Source organism: Moraxella sp. FZFQ2102 (assembly GCF_024137865.1).
In the GTDB taxonomy this organism is placed as follows: Bacteria; Pseudomonadota; Gammaproteobacteria; order Pseudomonadales; family Moraxellaceae; genus Moraxella.
Genome location: NZ_CP099960.1, coordinates 800,555 through 815,051, shown reverse-complemented (window position 1 = coordinate 815,051; position 14,497 = coordinate 800,555). Strand labels below are relative to the sequence as shown.

Annotated in this window: 13 protein-coding genes and 3 pseudogenes; 7 read left to right on the top strand and 9 right to left on the bottom strand. The window is 43.5% G+C overall.

Annotated elements, in window-relative coordinates:
• The first annotated feature begins 158 nt into the window (after positions 1-158).
• The 3 genes and pseudogenes from NGM44_RS03900 to NGM44_RS03890 all read left to right on the top strand — a co-directional run bounded on the left by NGM44_RS03900 (position 159) and on the right by NGM44_RS03890 (position 4,237).
• Positions 159-2,234 (top strand): copper-translocating P-type ATPase, encoded by a 2,076-nt coding sequence (locus NGM44_RS03900; RefSeq protein ID WP_253224621.1) that lies wholly within the window; start codon positions 159-161, stop codon positions 2,232-2,234.
• A 452-nt stretch (positions 2,235-2,686) separates the two neighbouring features.
• The gene (locus NGM44_RS03895; protein ID WP_013746103.1) at positions 2,687-2,851 is read left to right on the top strand and encodes an alcohol dehydrogenase catalytic domain-containing protein; all 165 of its coding nucleotides are present in this window, start codon (positions 2,687-2,689) and stop codon (positions 2,849-2,851) included.
• Between the two features lie 53 nt (positions 2,852-2,904).
• Positions 2,905-4,237, top strand: a pseudogene (locus NGM44_RS03890) (IS3 family transposase).
• Between the two features lie 319 nt (positions 4,238-4,556).
• Here NGM44_RS03890 and NGM44_RS03885 read toward each other — a convergent pair.
• The 9 genes and pseudogenes from NGM44_RS03885 to NGM44_RS03850 form a co-directional block, all read right to left on the bottom strand.
• Positions 4,557-4,688: a multicopper oxidase domain-containing protein gene (locus NGM44_RS03885; protein WP_371923539.1), complete on the bottom strand. Its 132-nt coding sequence runs from the start codon at positions 4,686-4,688 to the stop codon at positions 4,557-4,559.
• A 44-nt stretch (positions 4,689-4,732) separates the two neighbouring features.
• Positions 4,733-4,927 (bottom strand): annotated as a pseudogene (locus NGM44_RS10885) (sigma-70 family RNA polymerase sigma factor); the annotation flags it as partial.
• A 490-nt stretch (positions 4,928-5,417) separates the two neighbouring features.
• The gene (locus tag NGM44_RS03880) at positions 5,418-5,591 is read right to left on the bottom strand and encodes a cysteine-rich KTR domain-containing protein (protein ID WP_002779755.1); all 174 of its coding nucleotides are present in this window, start codon (positions 5,589-5,591) and stop codon (positions 5,418-5,420) included.
• Positions 5,592-5,642: 51 nt separating this feature from the next.
• Positions 5,643-7,562 carry a TetM/TetW/TetO/TetS family tetracycline resistance ribosomal protection protein gene (tet, locus tag NGM44_RS03875; RefSeq protein ID WP_253224322.1) on the bottom strand — a complete coding sequence of 640 codons (1,920 nt, stop codon included), beginning with the start codon at positions 7,560-7,562 and terminating at the stop codon, positions 5,643-5,645.
• 366 nt (positions 7,563-7,928) lie between these two features.
• On the bottom strand, positions 7,929-8,303 hold the full coding sequence (locus NGM44_RS03870; protein WP_024399226.1) for a TnpV protein: 375 nt from the start codon (positions 8,301-8,303) through the stop codon (positions 7,929-7,931).
• Positions 8,284-9,642, bottom strand: a complete 1,359-nt coding sequence (locus NGM44_RS03865; RefSeq protein WP_253224321.1) for a multicopper oxidase family protein — start codon at positions 9,640-9,642, stop codon at positions 8,284-8,286. Before NGM44_RS03865 ends, NGM44_RS03870 begins: the two co-directional genes overlap by 20 nt.
• Before the next feature lie 13 nt (positions 9,643-9,655).
• Positions 9,656-10,138, bottom strand: coding sequence for a DUF411 domain-containing protein (locus tag NGM44_RS03860; protein WP_253224320.1), 483 nt, complete (start codon positions 10,136-10,138; stop codon positions 9,656-9,658).
• Positions 10,139-10,783: 645 nt separating this feature from the next.
• On the bottom strand, positions 10,784-10,996 hold the full coding sequence (locus tag NGM44_RS03855; protein WP_005653483.1) for a hypothetical protein: 213 nt from the start codon (positions 10,994-10,996) through the stop codon (positions 10,784-10,786).
• Positions 10,997-11,079: 83 nt separating this feature from the next.
• Complete coding sequence (locus tag NGM44_RS03850; protein ID WP_141561827.1) at positions 11,080-11,511, bottom strand: IS1 family transposase; 432 nt, start codon at positions 11,509-11,511, stop codon at positions 11,080-11,082.
• On the opposite strand from NGM44_RS03850, the gene NGM44_RS03845 reads away from it, so the two are divergent.
• From NGM44_RS03845 to NGM44_RS03830, 4 genes and pseudogenes are all read left to right on the top strand, one after another.
• A complete protein-coding gene (locus tag NGM44_RS03845; RefSeq protein WP_253224319.1) occupies positions 11,437-11,676 on the top strand; it encodes a flavodoxin in 240 nt (79 codons plus the stop codon). The genes NGM44_RS03850 and NGM44_RS03845 overlap by 75 nt on opposite strands.
• Positions 11,677-11,792: 116 nt before the next feature.
• Complete coding sequence (locus NGM44_RS03840; protein ID WP_253224318.1) at positions 11,793-12,203, top strand: DUF4405 domain-containing protein; 411 nt, start codon at positions 11,793-11,795, stop codon at positions 12,201-12,203.
• A 274-nt stretch (positions 12,204-12,477) separates the two neighbouring features.
• Positions 12,478-13,445, top strand: a pseudogene (locus NGM44_RS03835) (IS30-like element ISApl1 family transposase).
• Between the two features lie 101 nt (positions 13,446-13,546).
• Positions 13,547-14,344 (top strand): AadA family aminoglycoside 3''-O-nucleotidyltransferase, encoded by a 798-nt coding sequence (locus NGM44_RS03830; RefSeq protein WP_253224620.1) that lies wholly within the window; start codon positions 13,547-13,549, stop codon positions 14,342-14,344.
• The last annotated feature ends 153 nt before the right edge of the window (positions 14,345-14,497 follow it).

The following is a 14,497-nucleotide window of genomic DNA, read 5'->3' as shown; positions in this document are numbered from 1 at the left end:
CGACCGGTGATGACCCTATGAACCCAACAGGAGAAATTGTGATGAAGCAAGAAACACACAAACCGCCCAAACACCACGAGTGCCGACACGGACACGGACAGCACCGCCCTGTGCAGACACCGTCCGATGCAGCGGCTGCTTCGGGCTACACCTGCCCGATGCATCCGGAAATCCGGCAAGACCGCCCCGGCAACTGCCCTCTTTGCGGTATGGCATTGGAGCCGCTGATGCCTGAATTGGACGACGACAATCCGGAGCTGCGTAATTTTTCCCGACGCTTTTGGTACACGCTGCCCCTGACGGCGGCAGTGCTGGTGCTGGCGATGTTCGGCGAGCGTCTGAACCTGATGGATATGGCCGCACAAAGCTGGGTAGAGCTGGTGCTGTCGCTGCCGATCGTGCTGTGGGCGGGGCTGCCGTTTTTCTCACGGGGTTGGCAGTCGCTGGCAAACCGTAGTCCCAATATGTGGACGCTGATTGCACTGGGAACGGGTGCAGCCTTCGTTTACAGCGTTGTTGCCACCGCTGCACCCGACATCTTTCCGGCATCGTTTGTATCGATGGGGCGGGTCGGCGTGTATTTTGAGGCGGCGGCCGTCATCATCTCGCTGACCTTGCTCGGCCAGATGCTCGAACTCAAAGCCCGGTCGCAGACTTCGGCGGCAATCAAGACCCTGCTCGGACTGGCGCCCAAAACCGCACGGCGTATCGGCTCGGGCGGTGCTGAAGAAGATGTGCCGCTCAGCCACATCCACATCGGCGACCTTCTGCGTGTGCGCCCCGGCGAAAAAGTGCCTGTCGATGGCGTGGTGGTTGAGGGCGCAAGCTCGGTAGATGAATCGATGCTGACCGGCGAGCCGCTGCCGGTGCGCAAAGCCACCGGCGACAAAGTCATCGGCGCCACGCTCAACACCGGCGGTGCGCTCGTCATCCGCTCCGAGCGCATCGGTTCGGAAACCGTGCTTTCGCAGATTGTCCAGATGGTGGCCCAGGCGCAGCGCTCCAAAGCACCGATGCAGCGTATGGCTGACGGGGTGGCAGGCTATTTCGTACTGGCGGTTGTCGCCGTCGCCGTTGCCACTTTCTTTGTCTGGGGCGTGTTCGGCCCGCAACCGTCTTGGGTGTTCGGGTTGATCAACGCCGTTGCGGTCTTGATTATCGCCTGCCCCTGTGCACTGGGACTGGCCACGCCGATGTCGGTGATGGTCGCCACAGGACGCGGGGCAGGCAGGGGTATATTGTTCCGTGATGCCGCCGCTATCGAAAACTTGCGGCGAGTAGACACTTTGGTGATTGATAAAACCGGCACACTCACCGAAGGCCGACCCGCCTTTGACCGTGCCGTTGCGGCAGCAGGCTTTTCCGCCGAAGAAGTGCTGCGTTTGGCCGCCAGCTTGGATCAGGGCAGCGAACACCCGCTGGCCGACGCCATTGTGCAGGCCGCACGGGCACAACAGCTGAAGCTGAGCAAACCCGAACAGTTTGATTCAGGCAGCGGCATCGGCGTGAGCGGCGTGGTTGAAGGGCGTGCGCTGGCACTGGGCAACACGGCGTTTATGCAGCAGAACGGGCTTAGCGTCGAACCACTGATCGAGCAGGCCGAATCCCTGCGCAGTGAAGGTGCCAGCGTGATATATCTGGCTGCGGACGGACATCTTGCGGGACTGCTTGCCGTCTCCGATCCTGTAAAAGACAGCACCCCCGAAGCATTGGCCTCGCTCAAAGCAGCCGGCCTGCGCATCATTATGGCAACCGGCGACGGATTGACCACGGCAAACGCCGTGGGCGCAAAACTGGGCATCGACGAAGTGCACGGCGAAGTCAAGCCCGCCGACAAACTGGCACTGATCGAGCGGCTTCAGAACGAAGGGCGGGTGGTCGCAATGGCAGGCGACGGCATCAACGATGCCCCCGCACTGGCCAAAGCCGATGTCGGCATCGCAATGGGTACCGGCACCGATGTGGCAATGAGCAGTGCGCAAATCACGCTGGTCAAAGGCGATTTGCGGGGTATTGCCACCGCACGCAAATTGTCTGAGGCCACCGTGCGCAATATGAAGGAAAACCTGTTATTTGCCTTCTTATACAACGGCCTGGGGGTTCCCGTTGCCGCCGGCGTGCTGTACCCCTTTACCGGCTGGCTGCTCTCGCCGATGATTGCCGCACTGGCGATGAGCCTAAGCTCGGCATCCGTGGTCGGCAACGCACTGCGGCTGCGCAAAAGCAAGTTGTAGACCACAGCCCCGCAGGCTTCTTCCAATGACAAAACGACCTCAAAAACACCGCTTTTGATAAAGCGGTGTTTTTTATGCCGTCTGAAAAGGTCTTTAATACTTTTTCAGACGGCATTGTGTTTTTCAAACAGTTTCGCAGTGTGCGTCATTGCACCAACCCAATATTTCATCAGGAAAATGGTGCAACAAGTTGCACCCTACATCTTTGATGCTTTTTTAAGACGGCATTTTTTTCAGACGGACTAAAACGCCCAATCTTTCCATTTTTAAAAACCAACTTCCCATTTTTCGCCATTCTTATTGTTATTTTAAAACGCTAAAATACGCCCATTTTTAATATAGGTCAAAACAATGAGCAAACAAATCCAATTTACAAAAACAGGTTCGCCTGATGTCCTGCAAATCGTTGATGTACAAATCCCCGCCCAAAATCGGGCGAAGTGCAAATCCAAATGCACGCTTTGGGACTAAACCGTGCCGAGATGATGTATCGGGAAGGGGCGTATGTGATTGACCCTGTGTTCCCTGCGACTTTGGGTTATGCAGGGGCAGGCGTGGTCGTGGCGGTGGGCGATGACGCTGGCGAATTTCAAATCGGCGACAAAGTGAGCGTCTGATCTGCACCCAAAAAGTTGGACTAAAAACCAACTGATTAAGGTGCAGATTTTTTATGACGAAATACAACCAATCTTTCAAACAAGAAGTGATCGCATTTTTTCTCCAAAACGGGAAAAATTGCTCACTCACTCGCCAGCAATTTCAGCTTAAAGCCTCCACGCTACGTCGTTGGATTTCGCAATATAACTATAATGGAATCAATAGTTTAGCCGTACTGGGTAAGAAGCAAAAATATTCCCCAGAATTTAAATTAACCGTCATACAAGCAGTCAAAAAGGGGCAATTTTCTGCAGAAAGTGCTTGTCTGCATTTTGGTATTGCTAATTCAGGGGTGATTAGCCAGTGGTTGCAAGCCTTTGAAAAACAAGGTATAAACGGCTTATTTCCAAAGCCGAAAGGACGACCAGCAATGAAACCGAAATACCCGAAAATGCCTCCCCCACCCAAAACCGAAGAAGAACGCTTGCGTTATCGGATTTTGGAACTGGAAGCGGAGAATGCTTACCTAAAAAAGTTGCGGGAACTCAACCAAGCAAAAATGCGGAAAAGTAGCCATCATGAAAATGTTGAGGGTAAATTTTTCCTTGGAAATATTACTCCATTTGACAGGTTTAAAACGCTGTTCATTCTTTTATCATTTACAGCTTAAAATTGATAAAAATGTGGCAATTAGGCAGGAAATTGTTGAGATTTATCGCAAAAATGACGGCAATTATGGCTATCGTCGTATTACGTTAGCATTGCGAAAAATGTTCGGTGCAATTAACCATAAGCGTGTGCAAGCGATAATGCAACAGCTTGATTTAAAAGGAAAATGTAAGCAGAGAAAATATCGTTCTTACAAAGGCGAAGTGGGTAAAATTGCCGAGAATTTATTGCGACAGGATTTTCACACAAACGCTCCAAATGAAAAGCTCGTCACGGATATTACCGAGTTTAAATGTGCGGAAGGAAAACTTTATCTTTCGCCGATTAAGGACTTATTTAATGGCGAAATTATCGCCTATGACCTTGCCCGAAGCCCAAACTTTGAGCAAATAATGCGAATGATGAAACAATCTGTCGCAAAGCTCCCGCAAGGAGCAAGCCCGATTTTACATTCCGACCAAGGATGGCAATATCAGATGGCAGGTTATCAGGCGATATTGAAACAAAATGGCATCGTGCAAAGTATGTCAAGAAAAGGAAATTGCTTGGATAACAGTGCGATGGAAAGCTTTTTCGGGCGATTGAAGACGGAATGTTATTTTGGTAAACGATTTGAAACATTTGAGCAACTCGAACAAACTATTCACAAATATATTCATTATTACAATCACGAGCGTATTCAAGTGAGACTAAAAGGGCTAAGCCCTGTGCAATACAGAACTCAGTCCTTGAATTAACGTAGTCTAACTTTTTGGGGGCAGATCAATAATTAAATTTTGTAAAAATAAATCATAAAAAACCAAGAGAAGAAAATACTCACTTTTATTAAAGCATCAAGACCATAAAATATTATCTATATAACCGGAAAGTGAATTACCAGATAGGTTATTAAATAAGTTCATATGTAGCCACTGTTATCGGTGTATTGGTTGAAGTGCCTGTGATGCTCTCACTTGTTGCGTTGTTAAACCGTTGGAATAAATAATGACAAGCAGAGGGATTTTCGCAATTTACAAATTTTCACGAAAATCCCTCTATTTTTATAGTTAGATACCACTATTCCACTTTAAACATCCCCATCATACCGAGATTTTCATGTTCTAAAATATGGCAATGGTACATTTTCAACCCAGTATGTCCTTGCTTAAAGCGAATAATCACTTTTTCATAAGGGCGTAAATTAACCACATCTTTTAACGCTCTGCCTTCTGGCTTAAAGGTTTTACCGTTTAACGCCACCGTTCCTTGTCACGGTAGAAGTCTGTGTATTGCTCCCTCACGACTTCAAGCAGACAGCCTTGAATGGGGATAAACAGCTTGTCCATATAGGTCTGGTCGGATTCCCTGCAACGGCAGAACTCCGTGTAGGATAATTCCACATAGCCGCCACTTTCTCTGATATATACCTTTCTTGGTGCATATTTCACCATAAATACCTCCCATCTGAATTTTTGAAATGTAAAAAATCCAGATGGAGAGGCGGAGAACGACACCGCATATCAGAAACAGCCCTACGGCACTTTCCAACAAAAATCGACAAAAGAAAAACCGCAAAGGCTCTGTGACCTTTACGGTTATAGGAAATAGTAATTCTATTGTATGGAGATTGTACTTCTACTTTCAAGGTGAGAAGTACCGTTGCACTGGCAGAAATTTTTTTAACTGGTTTCCTGCCGTTCTCTGATATGCTATGTATTGATAAATTTTGCTTCGTATGAGCAGATAGATAACTGCCCGAAAAAAGGACATAAAAAAATCCCTCCAAATTTAAAAACAAATTCAGAGGGTAATTTAGGGTATAACAAAATAACCCACCCGAATATCGTTTTTTTTATTTGGTGAGTTTGTTCTTTCAAATACGAAACAAAAAGAGCCGATGATTCGTGAATTGTTCCACAATTTCATCGGCTCTGCGTCTTAAGCGTCTGGCTCTTTGATGACAGTTATCTTCAAGTTGTCAACTTTAATCAATCTTTCTTGTCTGCATTTTGGACAATAAAGGGGATAATTCTCCAAAACAGTGTCCTTCCTAATTTTATTACGGGTTTTGCTCCCACAAACAGGACACAATATCCATTCGCATTTCATCATAATTAGTCTCTAATCCTTTCAAATCTCATTTTATATGACTTTTGCAAGCTGTTAAGCTAACTTGTGGAACATATGCCGAACCTTATCTATACGGCTATTCGGGCGGCGGGGTTGGCAAATAAATTTACCAATAGCTGGCTGGTATCCTTTTAACTCTGTCAAGCAGACTCCCTGCCCATTTGTGAAATTAGTTAAATTGTTCCTGTATTCTTGAATACATCTAGCAGGGATTTCTCCTTTCAGAATGACCTCGTCATTCTTTATCTGAGTACTTACAATATCTGCACAATACCTTGGAGCATCATGATACGCCCGTGAGAGATATTCCTGCGGTGCATAAATTTCAAAGTGGAGATATGGCTCTAATAGTTCTGTCCCTGCTTTTTTTAAAGCCTGCTCCAATACGATAGGGGAAAGCAGCCGAAAGTCTGCGGGGGTACTTACAGGACTATAATACAATCCATATTCAAAACAGATTTTACAGTCTGTCACTTTCCATCCATACAGCCCCTGCTCGCAGCCATAAAGAACCCCCTCCATAACCGCATTTTGGAACGATTGATTTAAATATCCAAGTGAAACTCTGCTTTCATACTGCACTCCGCTTCCAATAGGGAGCGGCTCTATGGACAACCCGACAGAAGCCCAGAAAGGATTTGGCGGGACTTCTATGTGGATGGTATATTCTGCTTTTCTAAGCGGTCTTTCCATATATATAACAGTAGGCTCTTTTATTTCTGCCTCCACATGATATTTTTCCTCAAGGATGGCACAAATGACTTCCATCTGCACATTCCCCAAAAAAGAAAGTATAATCTCATGTGTAACAGTATCAATGTCAAAATGCAAAAGAGGGTCTGTATCAGCAATCTCTGCGAGGGCATTTAACAGGGCTTCCCTTTGCTCCGGCTTTTGCGGCTCTACCGTTGTCCGAAGTAATGGCATGGGATTATCAATCCGTGTTTTGTGAGGCAGGAGTTTTTCATTTCCCAGAATGTCGTTCAGTTTCAAAGTATCATCAGCTAAAATAACAATTTCTCCCGGACAGGCATGGTCAGCCGGGACGATTTCACCATTTGACGGAATACACATTTCTGTAATCTTTATTTTTTTCTTTTTTGACAGCAGCAGGGTATCCCGTAAATGGAGCGTCCCATGATACAGGCGTAAATAAGAAAGCCGTTTTTTCCGCTCTGTATACTCAACCTTAAAAACCTGCCCGCATAGTTCAGATTGACCTTCAGGCGTTGATGAATAAAACTTACTGGCAATCACTTCTATAAGCTGCCGAATCCCCAGATTGTTTTTAGCACTTCCGTGATAAACGGGAAATAACGTTCCGTTTTGGAATCTCCTGTTTTCTTCCTGTTCCAGTTCTGACATTTTAAACGGTTTCCCTGACATATATTTCTCTAATAGTTCATCGTTTCCCATAATTACCGCATCCCACTGTTCCATATCGTCATTGTCCGTTACATTTATATGGGGATGCTGCCCAACCTTTTGCTTCACTATAATTTCCGAAGAAAGCTTTGCTTTCATTTCCCGATATACCATTGGCAAATCAATCCCCTCTTGGTCAATTTTATTGATGAAAAAAATTGTCGGAATCTTCATTGTCTGTAGTGCATGAAACAGTATACGGGTCTGTGCCTGTATGCCATCCTTTGCAGAAACTAATAATACTGCTCCGTCTAATACGGATAAAGAACGGTATACTTCCGCCAAAAAATCCATATGGCCTGGCGTATCTATAATGTTGACTTTTACATCCTCCCACTGAAAAGATGTCACTGCTGTCTGGATAGTGATTCCCCTTTGACGCTCCAAATTCATTGTATCTGTCCTTGTTGTGCCTTTATCTACGCTCCCTGGTTCTGCAATTGCACCACTGGTATACAATAAACTCTCCGTTAATGTTGTCTTTCCTGCGTCAACGTGAGCCAGAATGCCTAAGTTAATTATTTTCATGTGATTTTCCTCCTATCAACACCCAAAAAAGGGCATAAAAATACCCAGTGATAAATACTCCTATCACTGGGTAAATAACTCCAATAGCTCCAAAACACTTATATGTTTTCGGGCATATAAAATTACATGATAAAAGTATTCTTAAACTGGGTACAAAAAACTAAGCCCCATATTAAAAGTGAAACGGGACTGCTACTTTTTGTTCCCACTATCAAATTGACAGTTTATTTAAGAATACCTTGCCGCATATTTATTAACTCCTTGTATAATACTGAATCTAATTATATTCCTTAACCCTTTATTTGTCAAGCTGACAAACTAAAGCAGAAAAAGCGGCAGGATTTCCCTCTGCCACTAATCATCTGTTTATGCAAAAATAATTTCCTTTTCCACAATCTCCCTCGCACAAGCCCTTATGTTATTGAGGCATCCTGTCCATTCTAAGGCGTTTTCTGCCTTTAGCTGTTCCGTTATGCCCTGTGCCTGTTTCATACCCTCTATGAGCCTTTCAAAGCGTTCCTGTGCCTGTCTGTCAATGTCGGCAAGGTAGGCGTTTAGCCTGCCGCTTGTAAGAAGATTGGTGTATGTAACTTTACGGTACTGTTTTAGATAATCTAAATGCCGTTGCCCCCAGATGCCTATTGCCTGTTCTTCTTCGGCGGGTACAGTTAAGCACGGTATCAAATAATCCCCTTGCCTTTCGTATTTGCCGCCCAGTTCCTCAAATAATGATTTTGCCATTGTCTGTTACCTCCACATTCTTTTTTATTTTGAATGTCCGCAAAATCCGTCCTACATCATTCAATTTGGTAACAAAATCAATACGGTTCATATCAAAGGTTTGACCGTTGATTAAGAACATACCATTCATCATTGGTGGAATAGGGTTGTCCGTTGGTGTTGTAGTAGCGTGATGTGTACCGTGATTCATCATTGGCATATTCGTATGGTTCATCATTTTTTCACTAAAGCGAATTTGGCGAACCTGCTTTGGCTCATCCCAGTTAGGCAAGGACCTTAAGCTTTCAGGTAACTGAACAGGTTCTGATTTCACCTGAATTGTGGCTAAAGTGAGATCTTTAGGCTGTTCTTGAACCATCATCTTACGGCGATCATAATAACCGCTTTGTAAATTGACTGTTCCTTGCGTTTCACCCACCATAATCACTTCAACGCGTTCGGCTGGTGTAAGTAGCAGTTCATCAACAGGCGAGCGAGGTTTTTCAAGTAAACCACCTTCGGTACCCACCACAATCCATTTCACCCCTGGAATGTTTAAACGAAAATAACGAGCGCTAGTGGCATTCCAAAGACGGATTCGTTCATTCGTTTTCACTTGAATCTGGGGCTGATATTGACCGTTGATTAACACAAATTCACCCTCACGACCGTTCATCCAATCTAACATCGTGTTTGCTGGAATGGTGCCATCGGCATTTAAACGCAGATCGGAAATCACCCAATGTTGTTCAGGAAGGTGTGCAAGCGGATCATTTTTCGCTTTAACAACGAAAGTGCCTGCTAAGCCTTTATAGACTTGTTCGGAAACATGGTCATGTGGATGAGGGTGGTACCAATATGTCCCAGCACTGCCTTGAGATAGCGTAAAGCGATAGACTTTTTTCCTTTGCGGTTCAACCATATCCATCGGGTTACCATCCGCTTCATTTGGTACATCTAAGCCGTGCCAATGTACTGTTGAGGGTTGTGGTAGGTGATTGATAAATTCAATTTCTACGGTGTCGCCTTCAAATACTTCAATTTGTGGCCCTGGTAGTTGTCCGTTATAAGCCCAAAATTCCGTTTCTTTATTGTCTGCGAGGCGAATTTTAATTGGCTCTGCTTTTAAAGTGGCTTTGAATAGCCCAGCTTGAGTCGATTGATTAGCAAGTTTTGGCAACATCCCATTAAGCGATAAACCTGAAGGCATTGCCTCAGTTGGCATTAGGCCAGTAGGTACTGAATGCATCATCGCCATATTGCCATGTTGTGCGTGGTTCATCATATTCGCAAGGCTATAAAGCGAGCTACTGGCTAAGCTAATTCCAATTCCATAACGTAAAAAATCTCGACGTTTCATTCTTTCCTCCCCCCTATTGGTTATAGGATTTAAACACTTCACTTTCACCGTTTTTCTTAATCAAAACAACATCATAAGGATCTTTGCGTCCGCCGTATGCTTCACCGTCCATACCTGGTGAACCAATTGGCATTCCCGGTGCAGACAAGCCTATTGCATCGGGTTTTTCTGCGAGTAAACGTTTGATATCCTCAGCAGGTACATGTCCTTCAATCACATAGCCATCAATCACGGCTGTGTGGCAAGAAGCATGTTCATATTTAATGTTAAAGCGCTTATGAGCATCATAATTGCCTGTTTCGTTGACTTTAACCTCAAAACCGTTTTTCTGCATATAGCTGATCCATTCATTACAACAGCCACAAGTCGGGCTTTTCCACACTTCCATAGAAAGTGTTTGTGGTTGAGCAAAAGTGGTTATGCCTAAACTTAAAAGCAACGCGGTTATGCCTAAACTTAAAAGCAACAATGAGCGGGGGAATTTATGTAATTTCATAAGATGTCCTTATTTTTATTGAGATTGAATGGACATCATGTTAAAGCTTAACCTAGGGTTAAGGTCAAGGGATTTGAAAAAATAATTTGCAAATTTTTCTCAAAATCCTACCGCTTGTTTTTCAATATGTATGAAATCTTTACTATAATACAGTCTCATTACTCAGGAGTAATAATGCACACATTCCATCCCCAATCACTTGTCTGGACAATAGAGCCGCAAGCTTTTGAAATATCAAAAAATAAAATAACCATCACCACAGTACCACATACGGATTTAAAGCAGTCAATGTGTTTTTGCGTGAACACCCCAATTTAAACATTCATTAGGTATAATAATAAAAACCTTAAACAGAATATCATAGCAAAATGAATTTAAAACCAGTTAAAAATCAAACTTCCCAATACGAAGAGTGGGCAAGAGAAAAAGTCAAAAAAGCTATATCCCCAACCTGAAGAACGGGGCTTTACGGCGCAAAAATGGTAAATTTGACTGGTTAAAAATTGAAGGCAAAATAAGTTATTTTAATTTGCAAACACCCAAATCCTGCATAATTTTGAAGATTTTTTACAAATTATTCATATAACATTGTTTTATATTGTAAAATTTTTAAGCTGTGTTGTTACCCATCAACACTGCTTTCAATTATTTTTTCTTTTTCGCCAATAACTCATCAATTAAACCATTCAGCACTTCCCGAATGGTTACGCCCTGTTCCGCCGCATATTTTTTTAGTTCACGATGATTGGCTTCTGTCATATCAAAGCTAATCCGCTTAATACGCTCTTGCTCGCTGACATCAGCAACAGAAAGTTTGCTTTTAGTTGCGCTTGGGCGACCTGCTGTTAATTTATTCATTTGCATATTTCCTTATTTATTTAAAACATTGGTGGTGTCCTGAAAAGTGTGCTGGGTTAAATTTGTTTGGGATGATTGATTGCCTAAAATCCAATATTAAAAGATTTAACATGATAAAACATTGATTTGGAAAAACAGCAACTGCGCCTGACGGCTCTACTTAATCTGTGCCGAATCCGACAGTTATTACCCTCAATCGCTTTAGTATGTTGCTTACCCACCCATTGGTCACCGGTATCAGAAAACGCATTTACAAAAGCATCCCAATTATCGCCGGCAATACGTTCATAGCTTACTTTGAGTGCTTTTAAACGCTGCTTTAAAGCCAAAGCGGTTTGCAAATCACGTTTGCCCCAAACAAATGCCATGATTTCACTTGTCTTGGCATGATAACCGATGTAGATACGGTATTTTTGGTCTATCCGATTTGGTGGTACAAAATGCCAATGGCGCTTTATTCTTTGCTCGAGCAAGTAGACTTTAGTGGGAAAAATATTGTGCCGGTGGTTGGTCACGGTGGCAGTCGTTTGGGTGGAACGGATAAAGATATTCAGCAACTTCAACCACAAGCCAACGTGAAAAACGGTTTTGAGGCGTATTTGCATAAAACGGTCAGAGCAGAGCCTGAAGTAGAAAAACGGTTGGCGAAGTTCTTAACCGAAAATGGTTATACAAAATAAAAATGTAGGGACACACAGCGTATGTCTCTACCATTTAAATTTCAATTTTATGAAGAAAAAATATCTCTTCCAACTCGCTCAAGATTTGGTTCTAACGGCAATATTGCTTTCTCTTTTTGACTATCATCTTTACGAAGAAATCACGCACGAATGGCTCGGCTTGGTCTTTTTTTGCTTTGATTATCTCACATCTTTCACTGAATACCTGGTGGCTCAAAAAGACCTTTTCAGGCAGTTATAACAGCTATCGCATTTTGCAAAGTGCGGTCAATTTTGCAACTTTTTTGTTATTTTTAACCGCTTGTATCAGTGGCATTATGCTTTCTAAACATCTATTGGTGGAAATGCTATTCCACTCTACCACAGATTTAATGCGAAAAATTCATATGACCAACACCCATTGGTTGCAAATTTTAGTGGGTGTACATTTGGGGTTACATTGGAAACCTATTGCTAATTTATTCGCAAATGGCTACCGTTTAGATCTTGAACATTGGCTTGCACGCAGGCTTATTCCAGCTTGTTAGCTGATTATTGCCGCTTATGGTATTTTCGTTTTTGTGCAACGAGAGTTGTTGCCCTATTTATTGCTGAAAGTGGATTTTGCCTATTTCAATTATGATGAACCACAAGCGGTCTTTTATTTTGACTTTTCTGCGATTTTAATTGCACTGGCTTACAGCACAAGGTTTTGGGTTTGGTATTTTTTATTTAGGCTGAATTTACAATCCAAGTGCAACAAAAAAAGAAGTACTCATCAACTAGAATATAATTTTGTTTCTACACAAAAACCACTTCCAAATGATGAGTACTTCCTACCGACATCTTACAATAAACGAGCGAGAAAAGATAATGATTTTACTCGCACAGGGCAAAAAACAAGCAGAAATTGCCAAAGCACTGGACGTAGCTCCAGCACCATTTCTCGCGAGCTGAAACGACACGCTCTAGAAAGCTACAGTGCAACGAACGCACAAAACAGCTATTTGAAGCATCGTCAAAATAGCAAAGCACAGCGCAAATTAGAGCAGCCTGAATATTTCAATTTGGTGCAAGAAAAGTTCCTAACGCAAAACTGGTCACAAATCAGCGCACGATTAAAATTGTAAAAATCTGAATTATCCATTAGTTATTCAACCATTTATCGTGGTATTTATTCAGGGTTGTTTGATATAGGCGAACGCAAAGCCAGTCGCAAACTGCGCCACAAAGGCAAAACACGGCATACAAAAAATCATCATGAAAAACGTGGCAAAATTCAGATATCCAACCATTTGAACGACCGTCCCATTTCGGCGCAAAATCGCAGTCGCTTTGGACATTGGGAAGCCGATACCGTACTGGGTAAAGCGGGTGGAGCTTGTTTGCTGACGCTGACGGAACGCAAAAGTCGTTTTGAGTTGGTGAAGAAAATTCCTGCCAAAAAAGCCGAAGCAGTCCAAAAAGCCATGATTGAATTGCTGGATTCACATATATTGCGGTCAATTACGCCAGACCGTGGTAAAGAATTTGCCCAACATCGTTTGGTAACAGAAGCACTGGGTGTAGAATTTTACTTCCCCGAGCCACATCAACCATGGACACGGGGAACGAATGAAAACACAAATGGGTTACTTCGTGAATATTTCCCGAAGCACCAAGACATCAATCAGTGGAGCGAAGTTGATATTCAACAGGTGATCAATAAACTGAATTTACGACCACGTAAATGTTTAGGTTGGAAAACACCTTATGAAGTTTACTTCAAAAAATCGTTGCACTTGGTTTGACAATTCAAGCCATGACTACTAAACTAGATACCATATTAACCATGACTACTAAACTAGATACCATATTAACCATGACTACTAAACTAGATACCATATTAACCATGACTACTAAACTTCCAGAATCGATAGCAGACCAATTATCCGATACGCTATCAATTTTAGAAAACCATCTTGGTGAAACTATTCAGGCGGTTCATCTGTTTGGTTCTGCAGTTGATGGCGGTTTAAAACCATTTAGTGATATAGACCTGTTGATCACTGTGAGTACTCCTTTAGGCGAATCAACTAGGGTGGCATTGATGTCCGACCTGCTGTTGGTATCAGCTTTTCCAGGCACCGATGCTAAGCGCCGTGCACTTGAGGTGACTATATTGGCACAAAAAGACGTGGTGCCGTGGCGATATCCGGCGAGACGGCAAATGCAATTTGGTGAATGGTTGCGTCACGATATCAATGCAGGTATTTTTGAGCCGGCAATGACGGACCACGACCTAGCTATCTTGTTGACGAAGGTGAGGCTGCATAGCCTAGCTTTGTATGGTCCAGCAGCTCAAGAGTTTTTCGATGAGATTCCTGCTATTGATGTGCAACGTTCACTGCTGGAAACGTTGGCGCTCTGGACTACAGAGGCAGATTGGGAGGGAGATGAAAGAAACATAGTTCTTGCCTTAGTACGTATTTGGTACACTGCGATGACCGGAGATATTGCGTCTAAGGATGCCGCTGCTGATTGGGCTCTTCAGCGTCTGCCCAGCGAGAACAAGCACATCGTTATTGCCGCAAGAGATGGGTATCTTGGACTGGGAACAGTCGATCTGGCAGCCTATCCACAAGAGCGGGCGGAACTTCTGAACTACATCCGGTCTAGCGTGACGACGAAGCTGCAGCGGAACTTCTGAACTACATCCGGTCTAGCGTGACGACGAAGCTGCAATAGCTGAAGCTGTTTAGTATGCAAGCTATTAGAGTCTAATTTTGTAATAAGTTGAATAATTACTTGTAAAAGAAATCATAAAGTCTCAGATTATTGTCTGATAGTAGCGCTTTTTATT

Coding starts and splice junctions, on each gene's coding strand:
- NGM44_RS03900 (WP_253224621.1), top strand. CDS start 159: ATGCATCCGGAAATCCGGCAAGACCGCCCCGGCAACTGCCCTCTTTGC.
- NGM44_RS03895 (WP_013746103.1), top strand. CDS start 2,687: ATGCACGCTTTGGGACTAAACCGTGCCGAGATGATGTATCGGGAAGGG.
- NGM44_RS03880 (WP_002779755.1), bottom strand. CDS start 5,591: ATGATGAAATGCGAATGGATATTGTGTCCTGTTTGTGGGAGCAAAACC.
- tet (WP_253224322.1), bottom strand. CDS start 7,562: ATGAAAATAATTAACTTAGGCATTCTGGCTCACGTTGACGCAGGAAAG.
- NGM44_RS03870 (WP_024399226.1), bottom strand. CDS start 8,303: ATGGCAAAATCATTATTTGAGGAACTGGGCGGCAAATACGAAAGGCAA.
- NGM44_RS03865 (WP_253224321.1), bottom strand. CDS start 9,642: ATGAAACGTCGAGATTTTTTACGTTATGGAATTGGAATTAGCTTAGCC.
- NGM44_RS03860 (WP_253224320.1), bottom strand. CDS start 10,138: ATGAAATTACATAAATTCCCCCGCTCATTGTTGCTTTTAAGTTTAGGC.
- NGM44_RS03855 (WP_005653483.1), bottom strand. CDS start 10,996: ATGAATAAATTAACAGCAGGTCGCCCAAGCGCAACTAAAAGCAAACTT.
- NGM44_RS03845 (WP_253224319.1), top strand. CDS start 11,437: ATGCCAATGGCGCTTTATTCTTTGCTCGAGCAAGTAGACTTTAGTGGG.
- NGM44_RS03830 (WP_253224620.1), top strand. CDS start 13,547: ATGACTACTAAACTTCCAGAATCGATAGCAGACCAATTATCCGATACG.